At 51.2% G+C, this 19590-nt stretch carries 19 protein-coding genes; 13 read left to right on the top strand and 6 right to left on the bottom strand.

Annotated elements, in window-relative coordinates:
* Window positions 1–387 precede the first annotated feature (387 nt).
* The 12 genes from Q8W32_RS03115 (at window position 388) to Q8W32_RS03060 (ending at window position 11688) form a co-directional block, all read left to right on the top strand.
* On the top strand, window positions 388–1050 hold the full coding sequence (locus Q8W32_RS03115) for a hypothetical protein (protein WP_305413661.1): 663 nt from the start codon (window positions 388–390) through the stop codon (window positions 1048–1050).
* Window positions 1032–2102 (top strand): hypothetical protein, encoded by a 1071-nt coding sequence (locus Q8W32_RS03110; protein ID WP_305413659.1) that lies wholly within the window; start codon window positions 1032–1034, stop codon window positions 2100–2102. The genes Q8W32_RS03115 and Q8W32_RS03110 overlap by 19 nt, the downstream gene beginning before the upstream one ends.
* Entirely contained in the window at window positions 2072–2590 is a 519-nt protein-coding gene (locus Q8W32_RS03105; protein ID WP_303431330.1) for a TlpA disulfide reductase family protein, read from the top strand. The genes Q8W32_RS03110 and Q8W32_RS03105 overlap by 31 nt, the downstream gene beginning before the upstream one ends.
* Before the next feature lie 10 nt (window positions 2591–2600).
* Window positions 2601–3107, top strand: coding sequence for a hypothetical protein (locus tag Q8W32_RS03100; RefSeq protein ID WP_303431329.1), 507 nt, complete (start codon window positions 2601–2603; stop codon window positions 3105–3107).
* Between the two features lie 3 nt (window positions 3108–3110).
* Window positions 3111–5042 (top strand): hypothetical protein, encoded by a 1932-nt coding sequence (locus tag Q8W32_RS03095; protein ID WP_305413658.1) that lies wholly within the window; start codon window positions 3111–3113, stop codon window positions 5040–5042.
* A gap of 112 nt (window positions 5043–5154) precedes the next feature.
* Window positions 5155–7866: a tetratricopeptide repeat protein gene (locus Q8W32_RS03090; RefSeq protein ID WP_305413657.1), complete on the top strand. Its 2712-nt coding sequence runs from the start codon at window positions 5155–5157 to the stop codon at window positions 7864–7866.
* Window positions 7847–8608 carry a tetratricopeptide repeat protein gene (locus Q8W32_RS03085; RefSeq protein WP_305413656.1) on the top strand — a complete coding sequence of 254 codons (762 nt, stop codon included), beginning with the start codon at window positions 7847–7849 and terminating at the stop codon, window positions 8606–8608. The genes Q8W32_RS03090 and Q8W32_RS03085 overlap by 20 nt, the downstream gene beginning before the upstream one ends.
* A complete protein-coding gene (locus Q8W32_RS03080; protein ID WP_303431325.1) occupies window positions 8608–8904 on the top strand; it encodes a hypothetical protein in 297 nt (98 codons plus the stop codon). The genes Q8W32_RS03085 and Q8W32_RS03080 overlap by 1 nt, the downstream gene beginning before the upstream one ends.
* A gap of 163 nt (window positions 8905–9067) precedes the next feature.
* On the top strand, window positions 9068–9718 hold the full coding sequence (locus tag Q8W32_RS03075; protein ID WP_303431324.1) for a MotA/TolQ/ExbB proton channel family protein: 651 nt from the start codon (window positions 9068–9070) through the stop codon (window positions 9716–9718).
* A 13-nt stretch (window positions 9719–9731) separates the two neighbouring features.
* Window positions 9732–10253, top strand: coding sequence for a biopolymer transporter ExbD (locus Q8W32_RS03070; RefSeq protein ID WP_303431323.1), 522 nt, complete (start codon window positions 9732–9734; stop codon window positions 10251–10253).
* Window positions 10250–10753 carry a biopolymer transporter ExbD gene (locus tag Q8W32_RS03065; protein ID WP_303431322.1) on the top strand — a complete coding sequence of 168 codons (504 nt, stop codon included), beginning with the start codon at window positions 10250–10252 and terminating at the stop codon, window positions 10751–10753. The genes Q8W32_RS03070 and Q8W32_RS03065 overlap by 4 nt, the downstream gene beginning before the upstream one ends.
* Complete coding sequence (locus Q8W32_RS03060) at window positions 10750–11688, top strand: TonB family protein (protein ID WP_303431321.1); 939 nt, start codon at window positions 10750–10752, stop codon at window positions 11686–11688. Before Q8W32_RS03065 ends, Q8W32_RS03060 begins: the two co-directional genes overlap by 4 nt.
* 134 nt (window positions 11689–11822) lie before the next feature.
* On the opposite strand, the gene parE is transcribed toward Q8W32_RS03060, so the two are convergent.
* The 5 genes from parE to Q8W32_RS03035 all read right to left on the bottom strand — a co-directional run bounded on the left by parE (window position 11823) and on the right by Q8W32_RS03035 (window position 16460).
* On the bottom strand, window positions 11823–13757 hold the full coding sequence (gene parE / locus Q8W32_RS03055) for a DNA topoisomerase IV subunit B (protein ID WP_303431319.1): 1935 nt from the start codon (window positions 13755–13757) through the stop codon (window positions 11823–11825).
* Between the two features lie 68 nt (window positions 13758–13825).
* A complete protein-coding gene (locus Q8W32_RS03050) occupies window positions 13826–14434 on the bottom strand; it encodes a YqiA/YcfP family alpha/beta fold hydrolase (protein WP_303431394.1) in 609 nt (202 codons plus the stop codon).
* Between the two features lie 31 nt (window positions 14435–14465).
* Entirely contained in the window at window positions 14466–15272 is an 807-nt protein-coding gene (gene cpdA, locus Q8W32_RS03045; protein ID WP_305413654.1) for a 3',5'-cyclic-AMP phosphodiesterase, read from the bottom strand.
* A 45-nt stretch (window positions 15273–15317) separates the two neighbouring features.
* Window positions 15318–15803, bottom strand: a complete 486-nt coding sequence (locus tag Q8W32_RS03040; protein ID WP_303431317.1) for a DUF1249 domain-containing protein — start codon at window positions 15801–15803, stop codon at window positions 15318–15320.
* Window positions 15804–15845: 42 nt separating this feature from the next.
* The gene (locus tag Q8W32_RS03035) at window positions 15846–16460 is read right to left on the bottom strand and encodes an NUDIX domain-containing protein (protein ID WP_303431316.1); all 615 of its coding nucleotides are present in this window, start codon (window positions 16458–16460) and stop codon (window positions 15846–15848) included.
* Between the two features lie 154 nt (window positions 16461–16614).
* On the opposite strand from Q8W32_RS03035, the gene Q8W32_RS03030 reads away from it, so the two are divergent.
* Entirely contained in the window at window positions 16615–17961 is a 1347-nt protein-coding gene (locus Q8W32_RS03030) for a TolC family outer membrane protein (protein ID WP_303431315.1), read from the top strand.
* Window positions 17962–18083: 122 nt separating this feature from the next.
* Here Q8W32_RS03030 and glmU read toward each other — a convergent pair whose 3' ends face one another.
* Window positions 18084–19487, bottom strand: a complete 1404-nt coding sequence (gene glmU / locus Q8W32_RS03025) for a bifunctional UDP-N-acetylglucosamine diphosphorylase/glucosamine-1-phosphate N-acetyltransferase GlmU (protein ID WP_305413652.1) — start codon at window positions 19485–19487, stop codon at window positions 18084–18086.
* Between the last annotated feature and the right edge of the window lie 103 nt (window positions 19488–19590).

The following is a 19590-nucleotide window of genomic DNA, read 5'->3' as shown; positions in this document are numbered from 1 at the left end:
ATGACGCAATACCGCCATTCCTGCGCACAAACAGAGTGGTTATACCTGTTCGCCATGTCGGACAATCACTCAGGCCCCTTCTATTTATTATCGAACTGACATAAAACCGTCCAAATAGACTGTTATTCTCATCGCTTCGTCATAAGCCAGCGATCAGTACCATACCGACGAAGTGCGCAAAAGATGTCGGAATTAACGTGATGTAACATAATTGATACACTGTGTTGACGAGCACTGAGCGGCTAAGCATACTGCCCGCCGTTGTGCCACAGCCACGAATACTGGTAACTCACACAAGGAACTGGTGCCGACATGCAGGCGAATCCGGAAACAAAGCAACGTTCGACAGACTATTTAGTCGGCAGACTGCTCACGCTGATCAAGGCTATGGCACTGAGTGTCGGTCTTGTTTCTGTTGCGACCGCAGCGCCCATTCAGCTGCGCATGGGGCCGGCCGATACTTATCCCGTGACGACGGATGTACCGTCTGATACCGCACTGATTCCCCTGAAGCGCCAGCTCAACTGGCTATACGTACAGGCAGGTGAATATCACGGTTGGATCAGTGTTGAATCACTCGACGCATTGCCAGAAAATATCAAACGACTTGAACCACTGCAGTTTCTTGATCACAGTGACGACAACAACCCGCAGTTTGAAGTGGCCGCAACATCTGAAACCGCTCTGACTCTGGGAGCCAACTTCACTCTGTTTGATCAGGCTGCAGTGGTACGTATAACCCGTTCCACCGACACAAATGACGACTGGTACTCAGTGGAAGCAGGCAAGCGCTTCCCTTTTGCAGAGAACGGCCGCTGGTCATGGGATGGGTATTTGGGAGTTGGCATTGGCAAGAGTTCCGGCGGTTCGACCCGCTGGGATGATGATGGGGACGACACAACTGTGCCGGTACTGTCAGCCACGACCGACATCAACTGGAATATAGCTTACAACGTCAGCATCGGCGGCCGGGTTCAGGTCCAGCAAGCCTTGTCTGGCAATAGTGCAAATCACGGAGCGTTGGCCCTAGTATGGAAAATTCGTTTCTGAAAAGATCCAGTCTTGCACTGGGTTTCCTCCTGGCAGCGTCGTCAATTGCAGCTGCCGAGACTTCTCCATCATCTATTGACGACCCCGCTGTATTGCAAAATCTGCTGAGTTTGGTCGCAGATAAAGCCAAGGCTGATGCTGAGCTGGCGCCGGGAAACCCGGATGCTCTGAATGATCCAAGAGTGCTCGAAAAAATGCTGGGTGTGGTCGCTGAAAAGGCCAAAGCCGATGCCGAGCTGGCTCCAGGAAACCCGGATGCTCTGAACGACCCGAGAGTGCTAGAGAAGATGCTCTCCATGGTTCCTCAAAAAGAGCCGACCGAGGTATCCGCGTTTGATAACCCGGCCATGATGGAAACCATTCTGGCTCAGATGGCACAACTGAGCTCAGAGCAGAGCTATATGGCAGATGAAGTGCCGACTGATCCCAGCTCTGTTCTTAGTGGGGCCAATATCATGCAAGGCATCTTGCCTCTCGCCGGTGTTGCCGCAACGCCACGAACGGCAGAGATATTTGAACCTATTCCCCGCACCTTCGATTTTTCTGATGGCATACCTGAGCAGACCATGCTGATCGGCATGTCTCTTGGGCAACAAACCTCCGCCGAATACGGTGACAGCCTGCTGTTTGGTGGCTCTATCCGTTACCACCTGACCGATCGCCTGGATGCATTGGGTAATATCGAGCTTGGATTAACATCATTTGGTAATCCAACAATTGAAGATGACGATGGCAATGTTGACCTGAAAGAGCATTCATCTTTCCGCGCCATCACCGCCGGTCTGGGTTATTCCCTCCTCAAAGGTATTACCAGCCTCGATGGCGAAACATTCCTGCCATGGCAGCTGAATGTGGATGGCCTTATTGGTGAACAGTTCACAGGCAGCAGCCATGGTATGTACCTCGGTGTAGGGACATCGCTTCAGGTCATGATGGGCGACTACTGGATTGGTACCGAAACCCGTTACTACCACGTCGATGATGAAGTACTCAACCAAGAAGGTTCGCACCGAGGTCTGCAATGGAGCATAGCAGTCGGTTTTTACTACTAATCCTGACAGCCCTGATCAGCAGTTTTTCGATAGCTGAAGCAGCTCCGAACAAACTGTCGATTGGCGATACGCTGACCGAGCTTGCGCTCCCTCCTGTAAAAGGTGGCTATGCGTTGAGCCTGGAAGAACAGCGCGGCAAGCCAGTCATGCTGATTTGGGTGGGTGCCTGTAAAGACTGCCAGAAAGCACTGGGACACTACGAACGGCTGGCGCGTCAGTACAGCAAAGACGGACTGGTTACCTGGGTGATCTGGGATGCCAATGACCGTTTTGTCAAAGACGCACCCCGTACACGTCTGCCGTTACTGGCATACGACCAGTCGCTCACCAGGGCATGGCAAATCAACCCTTTGCCTGCCGTTATGCTGGTCAGCCCGGACGGAACACTGGATTACCTGTACGCAGGTAACCTTTTCAGAAATATGGAATTCACTCGTCGCGCCCTGAGTCACTGGTTATCTGTGGACGGCGTGGTACGTCAACGTTGATGAGGTGGTTATGAAGTTTTTAGTTGCAGGGATGCTATGGTTCTTCGGTATATTCCAGGCCGTAGCTGCAACCCCGGAAGACATTCAGCTTGAAATCGATTCAGCCAAACGCTCCGTCGTTGAGTTGAGTAGTGAACTGTCAGCCATCGAAAAACAACTGATCAGCCCGATCAGTACCAAGACGTCACTCTACCTGGCACTCAGTAACGGTAAATTCTTTACCCCCATGTCCATTACCATATCAGGGCATGGCATCTCGCCAATTAATTACTTGTATACAGAGAAAGAAGTTCAGGCCCTCAAGTTTGGTGCTGTCCAGCCTCTGACCGATCTTGAACTGGCACCAGGTAACCACCTGTTGAAAGTGGTCGTTCGTGGACGTGACGACAACAACCGTGTCCGCGATCTGGTCTATGAAGGCGTTTTTCGTAAAGGTGGCAACCATCTCAAACTATTGCTTTCTATTACGGACGACACCGCCAAACGCAGCGCAGTTGCTACTCTGAAGGCTTGGTAAGTCATGCAAAAGTCAGGATTACTCGCTCTGGCCGTAGCGGCTACCGCTTGGGTAAGCAGTACGGCCTGCGCACAGCCTACGGCGCCAGACAACGGCCTTATATCCACACTGAGTGCCTCTGTTCCGGCACCCAAGACCCCGCTTGAGATATTGAATCATGAGCTGGGCAAACGCGTGTATTTTTTTCATTATCTGACCAGCACACCGCTGGACGCCATAACCGATGATGATGCAGAACCCACGCTCTCAGATATGGATATCATGTACACCCTTCCAGCAGGCTTGTCAGAGTTGGGAATGGACTCTTATGCCAACGTCTTGCTTAACGACCCGGCTCTTGGCCTCTCTCCAGGAATGGGAAATACCTGGTTCATGCTGGCTCGTAACGCCTCCGACAGAAATGACTGGCTACAGGCCGGTCGGCTGATTGGTCGAGCCATGGCCAACGATGCCCTGCTAAACCCGACAGACACATCGGAAGCGGCATTTATTGCTGCCACCTCACACGCCAACCGCGATCAGATAACACAAGCCGAACAAGCGTTTGATTTGATTGACGAGGAGAGTGAATGGTACCGGTTTGCGGGTTACAACCTGATGCTGGCAAAAATGCGACTGGGCATCTCTTCCAAAGACTTACAGCAATGGGTTGGCGAATTTCTTGTTGATGAAGCAGAAGACCAGCAACAATCGGCACTGAATGACCGCTTTCGCCTGACAGCTGGCAAGTATGAATTACGCAACAAGCATTACGATGAAGCGATCAGTTACTTGCGGCTGGTCTCCAAAGACGGTCCTTATACCTCTGATGCGCTACTGCAATATGGCTGGGCACTATCAAAACGCTGGCAATACGACCAGGCCTTACAGCCATGGAGGGTCTTGCAGGAGCACTTTCCCTTACTCAACATTCATACACTCGAATCATTAATGGCGACCTCTTACGTTGCCGAGCTGATGAATGGCGGAGTGCCATCGTTGCCTGTTTATGAATACACAGAAAAACGTATGACCGAAGCACTTGAGCAACTTGACCAGCTCAACAATATCGACACACTTTCCCAGTGGGTCAGCCATTGGGAAGAGCAACAGTCCGACGCTTCTGACAACATACTTAGCCCCGACCTCCAGGGGGTTGCCTCATCATCAACCAGTCGTCATCTCGAAGGTTTGCTGAGCACCAGTGCATTCTTGCAAGAACAGCAACGTCTGATCGATATTCGCAGCATGCTTGGGTGGGTTCAGCAACAGCAGCAACACCTGTCAATCGCAAGAGCCGACAAGCTCGCCAATCAGGCAATTTACCTGGAAGTGGTTGAATCTGATCATCTGGCCCAAGTAGCAGACAACACCAAACAGCTACAACAACAAATCATACAGATCAATCATCAGATACAAGCGCACCGCAACCAACCGTTGGGGTTTGCAATACAACCTGAGCGGAACAGGCTGGATCAGTTGGAGGCCATTACCAATGAATCCAAAGATGGCACCTCTATGGAACAGGATGTACAAACACAGGCAAGTATCCTGCAGGGCATCACGCTGTGGCAGCTGACCAAAGCCCAGCCACAGCGGGCCTGGGCACTCCAGAAACAGCAACTTGTTCTGGAACAGCAATATCAGGATCTGAATACTCAACTGACCAATATTAATGAGTTATTGGCACAGGCCGGCGCTTTTCATGCCAGATCAGAAGAGCACCTGGCAACGATCGATGCAGTATCGAACAAGCTCGGCGCACTGGAGCAGACACTAACAGCACTTCACACCAAACAGCAGCAGCAGATTGTCACCGTTGCTCAGAGCCATATCGGCATGTTGAAAGACCGACTCAAGGATTATCTCGCGACTACCCGTTTGTCGATCGCACGACTTTACGATGGCGAGTTACGTCGCAACACCAACAGCGGAGGCCTGGGTGAATATGACTGACCAGCGCTCACTGATATGGTCCTCTGTCGTCTCCTGTCTGCTTGTAACTGCTGGCTGTGCCCAGGTACAACCACACCAGGCTGGCACCATATCGGATCTCACATATTACGGATTGAAAGCACCATCCAATGAGCCACTGATCGTCACCAATGAAGACGTGGTGGCTCGTTATCGGGCTTATATTGAAGTAGCAGATCAACACCAGTACGAAGTGCTGGCTTCTCGACGCATTGCCGCACTGCGCTTGCATGAACAAGAAGCTGCCTGGGCTGGTGATGATCTCCTTTCCGAGGAAGAGAAAGACGTTGATCCTGAAGAACTCGCTGCTTCTATTCAGGAATTTAAAGCCATCCTAGAAGAGCACCCTGATAGTGAAGGCAATGACGAAATTCTCTACCAGCTGGCCAAAGCCTACAGCATAGCCATGCAGCCGGAAGACACAGCCGAGGCCTTCCAGCAATTGGCGGAACAATACCCGGATTCTATCTATTATCTGGATGCCGAATTCCGCCTCGGTGAATTACGCTATGCCATGAAAGACTATGTCGCAGCGGAACAATCATTTCGACGCCTGGTTGAGTATGGCCGTACCGGCAACAAATATTACAGTAACGCCGGCTACATGCTGGGCTGGTCGCTGTTCAAACAGAGCCGTTACGATGACAGCCAGATTGCCTTTGCCCGTTTGCTGGATGAAGACTATCCGGACCAGAATAGTATTGATAACGCCACGGGTGCCAGTCTAGAGATCCTGAAAGACAGCATTTACACCATGGCCGTTACCTTCAGCTATGGCGGAGAGTGGGAAGAAATCGGTGAGTTTTTTGATGAGTATGGCCACCGCCATTACGAATACCTGATTTACAACCGCCTGGCGGATTATTACTACGAACAAAAATATTATCAAAGTGGTGCATCTGCTCTGACCGCGTACATCGAACGCTATCCGGACAGCGAGCAGGCGCCACTGTATTTCCAACGCATGATTGAACAATATACCCTCGCGGGTTATCCGGTACTGCAACGGGAACGGGAAGCGGATTATATCGATCGCTTTGGTATCGACAGTGACTACTGGGCCAATCATGACGATGCCGTACGCGACACCATCCGTGAGCCACTTGCTGTCTACATTATGGATCTGGCCAAATTCAACCATGGCTGGGCGCAACAAACCCAGGGTGATGAAGAAAAAGCCGAACGCTACGCTGCAGCCGCCAAATGGTATGACGTTTATTTACGCAGTGTCCCAGACGCAAAAGATGCACCGGAAGCTCACTTCCTGTTGGCAGAAATCGCCTATGAACTGGGTAATTATCAACAGGCTCGCGACCATTACCAGATCGTAGCCTACGATTACCCGGATCATGAGCTGGCACCGGAAGCTGCTTACGCGACCGTTTTGGCATACAACAAATACCAGCCGGATAACGCTGAGGAAGCGACGGCATGGCGGCAGCAAAGTGCAGAAAACTCCATGCGCTTTGTACGCACATTCCCGGATCACGAAGAACGTGGCAAGGTGCTGGTCAGTACCTCTGAACTGTTTCTTGCTGACAAGAATTACGAAGAAGCACTGATTGTATCCCGTACGGCCTGGGATATTCAGGACAGCCTTGCGGACAACTATCGTTATGGTGCAGCACTGGTTCGCGGTCACGCCGCCTTTGAACTGGGCTATTACGAAGAAGCAGAAGAATCGCTTCAGGAAGCGTTGAAATATAGCGATATCGACCCTGATGTCCGCAATGATATTCGTGAAAAAGTCGCCGCCTCGATCTATAAGCAGGGTGAAAAAGCCCGTGAAGAAGGTAACTATGAACTGGCGGCTTCCAGCTGGAACCGTATCAGTGACGTCACGCCAGGCAGCGAAAACTCCATTATTGCAGAATACGATGCCATCACCTTGCTGTTTGAAGTGGAAGATTATGCGGGCGCAGAAGAAGCGCTCAACACATTCCAGAACAAGTATCCGGATCACAAACTCAGCCAGGATATTCCCAAAAAGCTGATTTTCACCTATGAGAAACAGGAGAAATGGTCAGCCGCAGCCAATGCTTTGGCGGATGTGTGGCGCACCAGCAAAGATGAGGAAGAACAGCGTATTGCAGCCTTCCAGGCCGGTGAATATTATGAGAAAGCTGGAGATATTGGCAGCGCCATTGTGATGTTCAAGCGCTATGCCAACAACTATTCCGAGCCTTTTGATCCGGCCATTGAGTCTCGCTACAAACTGGAACAACTGTACGGCATGGAAAGCAGCGAAAAAGACGAAGAAAAACGCCGCTACTGGCTCGACAAGATTATCAGTCTGAATGCTGAAGCGGGTAACAAGCAAACAGAGCGGTCAAAATACCTGGCTGCAGGGGCTTCCTACGAGCTGGCTGAATTCGCACGGGAAAAATACGTGAATCTGCCACTGACCCTGCCGCTGAACGAGAGTATTCCGGCCAAAAACAAGGCCATGCAAGAAGCCCAAGCCCTGTATACCCAGGCCGTGGCAATGGGAGTGCTTGAGTTCACGACCTCTTCGACCTACCGGATCGGTCAGCTGTACACTCAGCTGAGCAAGGCATTGTTAGAGTCTGAGCGACCCAAAGGCCTGGATGAACTGGAGCTGGAAGAGTACCAGTTCTTGCTGGAAGACCAGTCTTACCCCTTCGAGCAGGCTGCGATGGACGTTCATCTCAAGAACATCAACCGTACCTATGATGGTATTTATGATGAGTGGGTTAAAAAGAGCTTCGATGTCATGGCTGACCTGGCACCGACCCAATACCGCAAGAAAGAAAAGGAATTGAGCTATGTTAGTGAGATTCGCTAGTTTTCTCTTGGTGATGACGCTGGCAGGTTGTAGCTCGCTGATGAAGAGTGGCGACGAGGCCACCGAACCAGAACAGGAAACAACAGCAGAAGAAGAGACCGATGCCTCTGGGCAAGAAGACTCTGCAAACGCAGGCCTTGATGCTGAAACCCTTGGTTTCTTCAAGCATGGTTTGTTGCTGCTCAAATCCCAGCGCTATGATCAGGCCCTGAAACACTGGACCATTATGTCGGAACGGACCCCGGACTACCCTGGTGTCTGGGTTAATCTTGGGCTGTCACAATATCAGACCGAGGATTTTGAAGGAGCTAAAGCCAGCATCGAGCAGGCTTTGGCTCTGGATAGTGAATTCTGTGCAGCATTTCAGGCCATGGGGCCAGTTGCACGGGAACTAGGTGATTTTACCTTGGCCGAGGAAAGCTACTCCAAAGCCATTCAGTGTTCTGCACCCAATCCCGATTTGCATTACAATCTCGGGATTTTGTATGACCTGTATATGAGGCAGTATGGCAAGGCGCTGCTGCAATACCGGACAGCACAGCAGTTGAATACAGAGGAAGATCCACTGTTAAATATATGGATACAGGATCTTGCCAAACGGGTTCCCAGTACTCCAGTACCTGATACAGATGCGGCAGCCACTGCAACAGAAGACTCGAACCCGCAAGCTGATGAAACATCCGATCAACCAGAAGAGCCGCAACCAACAGAGGCTGCTGTGGATTCGGAAGGAGACTCCTGATGAAAATATGGTTATTCACTTTACTGGCTCTGATTACCCCGACAAGTGTTTTCGCAGCCGACGTCATTCAATTGGAAGGTATATCCATTCTTGGTAATTCTGAAGACGCTGGCATGATGACGATTACTTCGTGGAGAGATACACCCGACGTGGAAATACCGTTCGAACCGCTCACTGGCTATGAAGAAGAACGCTTCGAGCCGTTACAACCGAAGCAGTTTCATCTTGAAGTGGAATATGCCAGGCGTTTCAGAGACGGTTTTGGTGATCAGGCAACGGAAAGGAAAGCGAACTAACTAACACAAGGATCGCGAAGGCTGGAAAAAAATAAGTCATATCGACTGTTTTTATTGGCCGGTTGTCGATTAAATGCAATTTTCTTGCTGTTAAATACCGATAACAGCTTGGAAGATAACAGTAAAATACTATCTACCACGTAATAAATCTGGGGGAAATTCTATGGATTCCATCGTACGTTTTTTTCAAGAAGGCGGCGTATTTATGTACCCGATTGGCTTCATCATGGCAGTAGGTGTTGCCATTGCACTGGAGCGTTTGATCTATTTGACAAGAGAAAAATCAAGTAATCGCAAGACGTTTGATGAAATCCTGCCAATGCTTGAAAGCCGTGATATGCGTGCGGCTCTGAACTATGCCAATGAGTCCAGCACCAAACTGGGCGATATCTTCTCTGCTGCCATTGCTCGTATTCCTGGCAGCCAACGTCGCGAAGAAATCGAATATGCTCTTGAAGAAGGCTTGATGGAAGCTGTTCCACAGCTTGAAAAACGTACTCAATATGTTGCCACCATGGCAAACATTGCCACCCTGATGGGACTGCTGGGTACCATTATGGGTCTGATCGCGGCCTTTACCGCGGTTGCCAACGCAGCTCCGGCAGAAAAAGCCACGCTGCTGTCACAAAGTATCTCGGTTGCGATGAACACCACCGCATTTGGTTTGATGGCTGCTATTCCGCTGCTGTTGCTGCATACCTACCTGCAAACCAAAACCAATGAAATTGTCGACAGCATTGAAATGGCCGGAGTGAAGTTCCTGAACATCATTACCGAGCGCAAGCAAGGTCAATCCACTACCGGCAACAAGTGAGATGTAATTTCCAATGAGACGCCAACGCAATCAAGAACAGGCGGAGCTCAACGTTACATCTTTTATGAACCTGATGATCGTATTGGTACCAGTACTGCTGATGAACATGGTGTTCTCACAACTGGCCGTAATCGATCTCAAGTTGCCGGCGGGCGATCAGCCTACTGTTGTAGACCCAAAAGATGTGACGCTAGAGGTCATCATCCGCTCAGACAGCATACAAGTTTCTCATAGCTATCTGTTGCAGACGGTGGTGCACGCGACATTCCCGAAGGAAGAAGGCGCAAGCTATGACCTGGAAGGACTGTCAACCATCCTGCAAGAGATCAAAAAAGATCCTGTATTTGCTCAAAAAACCGACATCAGCCTGCTTCCTGAAGCAGGAATTGATTATCAGACTCTGGTATCAGTGATGGATGCGGTTCGTATATACCCTGCCGTTGTTGTAACGTCAGTGGTTGATGCAGCCCTGTTCCCTGATATTTCTCTGGGTGCAGCACCTGACCTGGCGACCACAACGGAGGTGACACAATGAAGAAGACGTCCCGCCGCGCCAAGCGCATGGATCGCAACCATAAGCGCAAGAAAGGGGAAGCAACTCTTAATCTGACGTCGCTGATGGATATTTTCACCATTCTGGTATTTTTCCTTATGGTGAACCAGAACGACGTGAAAGTTGAAGATAGTGAACAGATTGAGCTGCCGAACTCCATTGCTGAAAACACGCCAGACGAAAATCTGGTCGTGATGGTGAACAAGCAAGAGATTCTGGTTCAGGGTCGGTCTATTGTTACCATACCTCAGGTTGAAGCGTCTGAAGGTGAAACCATTGATGCACTCCTTACCGAGCTGCAGTATATGGCCGAACGTTCACCTCTCTCACCAGAACTGCTGGAGTTGGGTCGGTATATCACCGTTGTGGGTGACAAAGACACGCCATACGCTTTGCTGAAGAAAGTAATGAACACATGTTCAAAAGCAACTTTCAGTAATATTTCTCTGGCCGTCAATAAAGTCGATGGGGGTGCCCCATGAGTGAAGCCCTCGTTAATCGACACGAGCCGATCTTACCCTGGGTAGATACTGGCGGTAAGCGTTACATCTCGATTCTGGTGATAGCCCTGCTGTTCACAACAGTACTGGGTATTCTGATCCCGATGATGGATGTACCGGAACCGGATCGGAGTGAGTTGGAAAAGATCCCACCCGCACTGGCAAAATTGCTGGAACAGAGGAAACCAACGCCGCCACCGCCACCGCCGCCACCGCCGGAAGAGAAAGTAGAAGAACCAAAACCGGAGGTGCCTAAACCTGAAGTTGCCGACGTACCGAAGCCTAGGCCCAAGCCTGTACCCAAGGTAGAAGCCAAGCCAGAAGAACGTAAAAAAGCTCAGGAGAAGGTAAAAGAAGCACTGGGTAGTGATGCTCTGAACTCGTTGGCTGCTTTGGCAGCTGCCATTCCGAACGTCAAGCTGGATACCAGCAGTGCGGCTTTGAGCAACGTTGGTAGCACCGCAGTCAGTGCTGGTAGTGTTGTCGATCCGAATGCTGTCATTGCCTTAAGCGGTATTGATGAGTCAACCCTGACAGCAGCTACCAGTGGCGAGCAGCTTGGTGAACGTACGACAACGGCTGTTGCAGTTTCCAGCGAAGAAATTCGCAAGACAGAGGAAGCCGGCAGCAATCGGACTCAGGAAGAAATGCGTTTGGTGTTTGAAACCAGCAAACAAAGCTTCTTCAATGCCTATCGCCGAGCTCAGCAGAAAGACCCTACGCTGGCAGGTACCGTGGTATTGGCTCTGAAAATTACCCCTTCGGGTACAGTTCAGTCGTGTGAAATTGGTCGCAGCGAGCTGAACGATGAAGCTCTGCATAAACGTCTGCTGTCACAATGCCGTCGTATGCGATTCAAGGATCGTCCGGAAGTCGAGGTGACCAGTGTTGAGTTCCCCATCAACTTTGTCCCGTAATAACCGGATACTGTACGTTGCTTAAGAATAAGGGCTGCATTTGCAGCCCTTGTTTGTTTTTGTTGTTTGCCGTATTCAACCCGACCTATCCATACCCGGACTGCCATTACTCCTCTATGACAGCCTCAGGATTGTTATGCCAGCTCAGCCTCGTTACCACGGCGTTCAAGCCAGATCTTGCGATCACCAGCTCGTTTTTTGGCTAGCAGCATATCCATCAATTCCAGTGTCTCGGAGGTTTGCTGTACTTCTTCTTCTGGATCATCTTCTTCCAGCACCAATTGCACCAATCGACGGGTATCCGGATCCATGGTCGTTTCTCGCAGCTGCATCGGATTCATTTCACCCAATCCCTTGAATCGTTGCACGTTGATCTTGCCACGCTTTTTCTCTGCGCCGATACGCTCGAGAATGCCACTGCGCTCGGCCTCATCCAGCGCGTAATAGACATCCTTGCCAATGTCGATCCGATACAGAGGAGGCATTGCCACATACACATGACCTTCGGATACCAGTGCCGGGAAATGGCGTAAAAATAGCGCACACAACAAGGTCGCAATATGCAAACCATCCGAGTCAGCATCAGCCAGTATGCAGACCTTGCCATATCGCAAGCCGGAAAGATCATTCGAGCCAGGGTCAATACCCAAAGCAATGGCAATATGATGGACTTCCTGTGAGGCCAGAATCTGATCCGAATCGACCTCCCAGGTATTAAGAATTTTGCCGCGTAGCGGCATGATCGCCTGAAATTCCCGATCCCGGGCCTGCTTGGCAGAACCACCGGCGGAGTCACCCTCGACCAGAAACAACTCCGTCCGCTCCCCATCCTGTCCGGTACAGTCCGCCAGCTTGCCAGGAAGTGCGGGGCCTTGGGTAATCTTTTTGCGAGCTACTTTTTTCGATTTGCGTAATCGGCTTTGAGCGCTACTGATCGCCAGCTCTGCCAACTGCTCCGCAGCAGGAATGTGGTCATTCAGCCATAAGGCAAACGCATCTTTCACCACACCAGAAATAAAGGCCGAGGCTTCCCGTGAAGACAGTCGCTCCTTGGTCTGTCCAGCAAACTGGGGATCGGTCAACTTGGCAGAGACAACATAGGAGCAGCGTTCCCACAAATCATCCGGCGTCAGTTTGATGCCTCTTGGCAGCAGATTGCGGTACTCACAAAATTCCCGCAAGGCATCCAACAATCCCGAACGGAAGCCGTTGACGTGTGTGCCACCCTGAGCTGTAGGAATCAGATTGACGTAGCTCTCTTGCAATAACTCACCTCCCTCCGGCAACCAGTGTACCGCCCAATCAACTCCTTCGCTGGGGCCTGACATAACACCAGTAAAAGGGGTAGTGGGTAACACCTCATAACCACTGGCGGCACTTACCAGATAATCCTTGAGGCCATCTTCGTAATACCATTCCGCATTATCAGCACTGTCAGGAGCCACAAAGACAATACGCAAGCCCGGGCATAACACCGCTTTCGCCCGTAATACATGCTTCAGCCGTACAATAGAAAAGCGAGGGCTATCAAAATACGATTCATCCGGCATAAAGCGCACGCTGGTACCGGTTTTTTTCTTGCCACAACGGTCAACCACCTGCAAGTCGGTTACCTTATAACCATCCTTGAAGCCGATGCGGTGCACCTGGCCATCTCGCCAGATTGTCACCTCCAATGCCTTGGACAAGGCATTGACAACCGAAACCCCAACACCGTGCAACCCACCAGAAAACTGGTAACTGTCGTTAGAGAACTTCCCTCCGGCATGCAGCTGGCCAAGGATTAACTCAACACCAGAAACGCCATGTTCCGGATGGATATCTGTTGGCATACCACGGCCGTCATCCTGTACTGTCATGGAGCCATCAGCATGCAATGTGACATCAATACGCGAGGCATGGCCAGCCAGAGCCTCATCCACCGAATTATCAATCACTTCCTGAGCCAGATGATTAGGACGCGTGGTATCCGTATACATGCCCGGACGTTTGCGCACCGGATCCAGTCCACTCAGAACTTCAATGGATGCGGCGGTGTATTGACCAGATGTTTTGCGGGTGTCAGACATGTTGACCTCTGTTAACGGTACGGCAGGCACGGAGTATACCCAGCCATCGGGTATCATTCACCCGCCGCTCAACGCAACCGGAAACGGTGGCTGACAAATGCCATAATGCGCGGCAAGAACTGTTGATAACTATCAAAACCATGAGAACCACCGGCCTGGTTCCATCCCGGACAAGCCCGATACAAATCAGCCGCGTAGCGATAATCCAGCGTCTCATCGGCCGTTTGCAACAGCAGCAACATATCCTCAGGATAGGCAATCTCAGTTACTTCCAATGCAACCAGCTGCTGGAGATATGACTCTGTCACTTCAAACGTCTCACCACTATGGTAGTGCTGATGAGGGCCAAGATAATGTCGGAACAACTGATGAGGCCTAACCGCAGGGTTAACCAGAATGGCTGGAATTTGATAGTTCTGTGCCAACCAGGTCGCATAGAATCCACCCAGAGAACTGCCAATAACAAACACATGTTCATGGCGCTGCTGCAGTTGCTGCAGTTGATCGGCGGCCTGTGCGATGGCTTCTGCCGGGGCAAAGTGCAATTCAGGTAATCGTAATGATGCTTCCAGGCCTTGCTGCCGAAAATAGGCCAGAGTTTCTTGCGCCTTCAGCGACTGTGGTGAACTAAGAAAACCATGTAAGTACAAGCATCCAATGCTATCGAGGGTAATCACGGTCAAGAACGTTCCTGAACAAGAAGGGGCGTCAGTATCCCTTAACCGAATAATCGACTTCAAACTCTATATGCTCAACCCGCTTGATATCGCTCTCGATACGGCCATCAGGCAACAGATCCAGCCAGCGAAACCCCGGACTCAATCGATCGATGGTAAATTCATCCGTCCCGGGGGCAAACTGGACACACGTCGAGGGTGTCGATAACAAGCGTAAATCACCCTCTATCTGATCACTTTCCTGATGCACATGCCCCCAGAGCAATCCCCGTACATTGGAGAAACGCGAGACAATCGCCATCAGATCCCCTGCGTTACGCAGACCGATGCTGTCAATCCAGCGACAATCCATAAAGACAGGGTGATGGTGAAAGCACACCAGCGTATGCAAATCAGGGGATTGCGTCAGGATCGCTTCCAGCCGGGCCAACTCGCTGTCAGCCAGCTCACCATACACCTGCCCGGATACGCTGCTGTCGAGCATAATCACTTGCCAGTGCGGTGTGCGCAGTATGCGATCTTGCAGTGTTGTACCAGCTGTGACAGTCGCCATTGCCGTGAGGTCGTCATGATTGCCGGGAATCCAGAAACTGGGTATTGCCAAAGGCGCGAGTTCAGCCTGTAAGCAGCGATAGGATTCAATGCTGCCATCCTGGGAAATATCCCCTGTGACTAGCATGGCATCAGCGTTCAGGTGTCCAGCACGAATAATGTCCAGAACACAGCGCAAGCTGTCCAGCGTATTCATGCCCAACAAGTGGCCGCTTCTCAGAGCACACAAATGGGTATCTGTAATCTGGATCAACCGGAAAGTTGATGCTCTATCAAAAAAGACCAAACGCCACTCCCATCAAATAACAGGCGATCCAACAACCGAGATTCCCTACACGCCGTCAGCTGGAGAATGACTTCCAGAACTCAAAGCCACTGACTGGTCAATATGTCCGAATTTCATACAATGTTCCAGCCAGTCAGCCAGAAAGCGGTTTAACTGCGTTTTTTCATCAGGCAGCCGCATCTGGTCATTCGGATAATCATATCGCCCCTCACCAACCCGCTCGTTCTGATAACCAATCACTTCCGCCATGCACACATCATGATACATACGAACCGTCATGACTGGCGGAGCAACCCAGCGCTTGGCCTCATCCATCTGAGACACTTTCAACATCGTGGTGTAGCGGTGATTTTCCTCGATTTTAACGGATATTCTGCTGGCAGGCTGCGAGCCATTACTCATGCTGTACGCATGTTCCACTCCTACAGTGTGATCTGTCACTAATTTTTGCAGCCGGGCATAGTTCGCTTGCCCCAAAGAAGACAAGACCGTGAGGTCAGGAATATAACGCTGTCGTATACGGTTGTTCATAATCACAATCAAGGTGATACAGTCGATAAAGCCAATACCCGGTTAGTACTGACTTAGCTCACTGTGATGAATTTTCATCCATTGCAGCGCGATAATAGTGGCCGCGTTGTCAATTTCTCCAGCTTCGAACGCCTGCCATGCGTCCTCAAAACTCATGGGCCGCAGCCGGATATCTTCATGTTCTTCTGGCAGTCCATGAATCCCTTCAACACCCCGACTGTCCAGTAATCCGCAAAAGAGATGCACCCGCTCACTGGTACCACCAGGAGAAGACCAGTAGCTGCAGATAGGCAACAATCGCTCAAACCGACAGCCGGCCTCTTCCATCGTCTCACGGGCAGCGACATCTTCCACCGACTCACCGGCTTCTACCATGCCCGCCACTAACTCGGTCAGCCAGGGCGTATTATCCGCACCGATGGCCCCTACGCGAAACTGCTCCGTGAAAACCAACACATCCCGTTGCGGGTCATATAACAGCACGCACACCACTTCGCCGCGTTCAAACAACTCCCGACTGAAAGTGTCGGTCCAGCCACCGGCGAATGTTTTGTGCCGCAACCATAACCGCTCAATACGGAAAAAGCCCTGATACGCCACTTCTTTATGCGTTAATTCCCAGTCCTTATGGCCAGGAGTCGATTTGTTATTATCCATGCTTGACCTGACTATATTACTCAACAAGAATACTTAAGCTTCGCGGGAGGCACGCACTGTTCTGAACGCATGCACAATGCCAAGACAGCCCATCAGTTTTTTTCTGATAGACTCAATGGCAGTCTATTTTCCAGGATTCAGCAAAGGTTTTGTCATGAAAAAACTGCTTTCCATCTCAACCCTGGTACTTGTATCCAGTATCGCTACCGCGAGTGACCTTAGCACCATTTACCGCCAAGCGGCCAGCAACGACGCTGAAATCGCCGCTGCCAGAACAGAGCGGGAAGCAAATGGCTACAATGTGACGATTGCTCGTGGTGCCATTTTGCCACAAGCCCAGGCCAGCTATAGCTATACCCATTATGATGTCGAAGCTGAGAGTGCCAGCATCATCAGTATCATTAATAACAATGACTACTCGGTATCAACCAGCACCGCCGATTATGAACTGGGCGCGCTGCAGCTATCCGCCTCCCAAACCCTGTTCAATCTCAACAGCTGGTACACCTATCAAGCTGCCAAAACCATAGACAGTAGCTACGAATCCCAACTGCAACTGGCGGAACAACAGTTGCTGCTCCGTACGGCACAGGCCTATTTCAATATATTGCGGGCAGCAGATAATCTCGAAACAGCCAAAGCAGAAGAACGTGCCGTCAAACGCTCACTGGAACAAACCCAGCAACGCTTTGATGTTGGCCTGATTGCCATTACCGATGTCCATGAAGCACAGGCGATTTATGACCTCACCTATGTCAACTTGCTGAGCCTGCAAGCCGCCCTGGATATCAGTTATGAGGCATTGGAAGTCCTGACCGGCCAACGCTACGATCAGGTTGCCAGCCTGCAGGATGACATCAGCATGCAAATGCCAGCCCCGGCAGATGTTTCCAGCTGGGTTGAATCCGGCCTGGAAAAATACGCGGGCATCCGTATGGCGATTGCGCAAAAAGAAGGGGTTCGCCTGCAACGTAACGCAACCCGCTCCAACCGTTTGCCAACCGTCGACCTCAGTGCCAGTTACACCATCTCGGACGTGGCACCCACTTACACCACCGATCCAACCGACTCAACCGTTGGCACCATTGGCCTGACCGTATCCATGCCGCTGTTTACCGGTGGTTCTCTGTACGCACAAAGCAAACAGTCGGCCAGCAATCTGGCAACCGCTGATTATCAGCTCGAGCAGCAACGTCGCGGTGTAAAACAGAATATCCGCAGCCTGTTTCGTCAGCTGCAGACCAGCGTGCAAAATATCGATGCCCGCAAACAATCCATTACCTCGGCTGAAAGTGCTCTGAAAGCCACAGAAACTGGCTACCAGGTAGGAACCCGTAATATCGTTGAAGTGCTGGATGCCCAAAAGAACCTGTTCAGCGCCCAACGCGACTACGCCAATGCCCGCTACGACTACATTATCAACCTGCTTAACCTGAAATTTTATGCCGGTACTCTGAGCGAACAGGATATCGATGTATTAAACAGCTGGCTGGAGAGCTAGCTCTGACAGGGCAAACGGGTCATACCGGTTCCTGTCATCCATATCCATAGCAGACAGACAATAAAAAGCCGGAACAACTTTCCGGCTTTTTATTGTCTGTCTTTTTTATCGTCGCACAGTAATCAGGACTTTTTCTGCGGCCGCTGCCAACCATCGATATTGCGCTGCTTGCCCCGTGCAATCGCCAATTGCTGATCAGTCACTTCCCTGACAATCACAGACCCGGCACCAATCGTGGTGTTGGCACCGATCTCGACCGGTGCCACCAGGGCTGAATTGGAACCGATAAAGGCATTATCCCCGATACGCGTCGTTGCCTTGTTCACCCCATCGTAATTACAGGTAATGGTACCAGCACCGATATTCACACCGACGCCAACATCGGCATTACCGATATAACTGAGATGGTTGACCTTGGAGCCGGCTCCGATACGTGATTTTTTTACTTCGCAAAAATTGCCAACCTTGGCACCGTCGGCCAGCTCCGCCCCCGGCCGTAACCGGGCATAAGGACCAATGGCACATGTCTGCGCCACGGCCGCGTCATCGAGATGACAATAGGCCTCAACCTGGGTTGAGGCCGCCAACTGGCTGTTTCGTATCACACAATAAGGACCAATACTGACGCCGTCTCCCAGCACGACATCACCTTCAAAAATACACCCCACATCAATCGACACATCCTGGCCCACCGTCAGTGAACCCCGAATATCCAACCGTGCCGGGTCGGCCAGCGCCACCCCGAGCCGCATCAGCTCATCCGCTTGCTGTCGCTGAAACACCCGTTCGAGACCGGCCAGCTGCAAGCGATCATTCACCCCCTGCACCTCGTGCTCATACTGGGGATGAATCGCCCGTACCGCCGTACCTTCCGCCACCGCCAGCGCAACAATATCCGTTAGATAATACTCACCCTGCACATTGCTATCTGACAAGAGCGGCAACCAACGCTTCAGATGACTGGCTGCCACCGCCAGAATACCGGTATTCACTTCCCGGATAGTCCGTTGCTCTTGCGTCGCATCCTTGTGTTCGACAATCGCCTGAATATTGCCACTGTCATCCCGTACGATACGGCCATAACCCGTCGCATCCGCCAGCTCGATCGTCAGCAATGCCAACCCGCCGGTTTGTTCGGCCGATGCATGAGTCTCCGCCAACAGAGCAGACAAGGTTGATGTGCTAATCAGCGGCACATCGCCATACAGCACCAGTACGATAGCGTCATCCGGCACTTCAGGCATCGCCTGGGCAACCGCATGGCCGGTACCTTGCTGCTGTGATTGCATGACCCAGCAAACATCTTGTGTCATCGCGGCCTGTACCTGTTCTGCCCCATGACCAATCACCACATACTGACGCGCACCGGCCAGTTGACTGGCACTGTCGAGCACATGCTGCAACATCGGCTTGCCAGCCAGCGGGTGTAACACTTTGGGTAAATCGGATTTCATCCGAGAACCCTTGCCTGCGGCCAGGGTAACAATTGCTAGCGGGAGATCGATCGAAGAAGAGGGCTGAGACATGATGAGTGCTCGCTTACCGGGTGGCTACCTGAATTAAGCATCATTCTAGCAGGTTGTTGCAGCGCGCTTCCAAAACGCAGTTGGCTGAATATCAAACCCGCCG

The sequence above is a fragment of the Oceanobacter sp. 3_MG-2023 genome, from assembly GCF_030688925.1.
Classification (GTDB): Bacteria; Pseudomonadota; Gammaproteobacteria; order Pseudomonadales; family Oceanobacteraceae; genus Oceanobacter.
The sequence above is the reverse complement of the archived record's forward strand: the minus strand, read 5'-3'. Positions and strand labels throughout refer to the sequence as shown.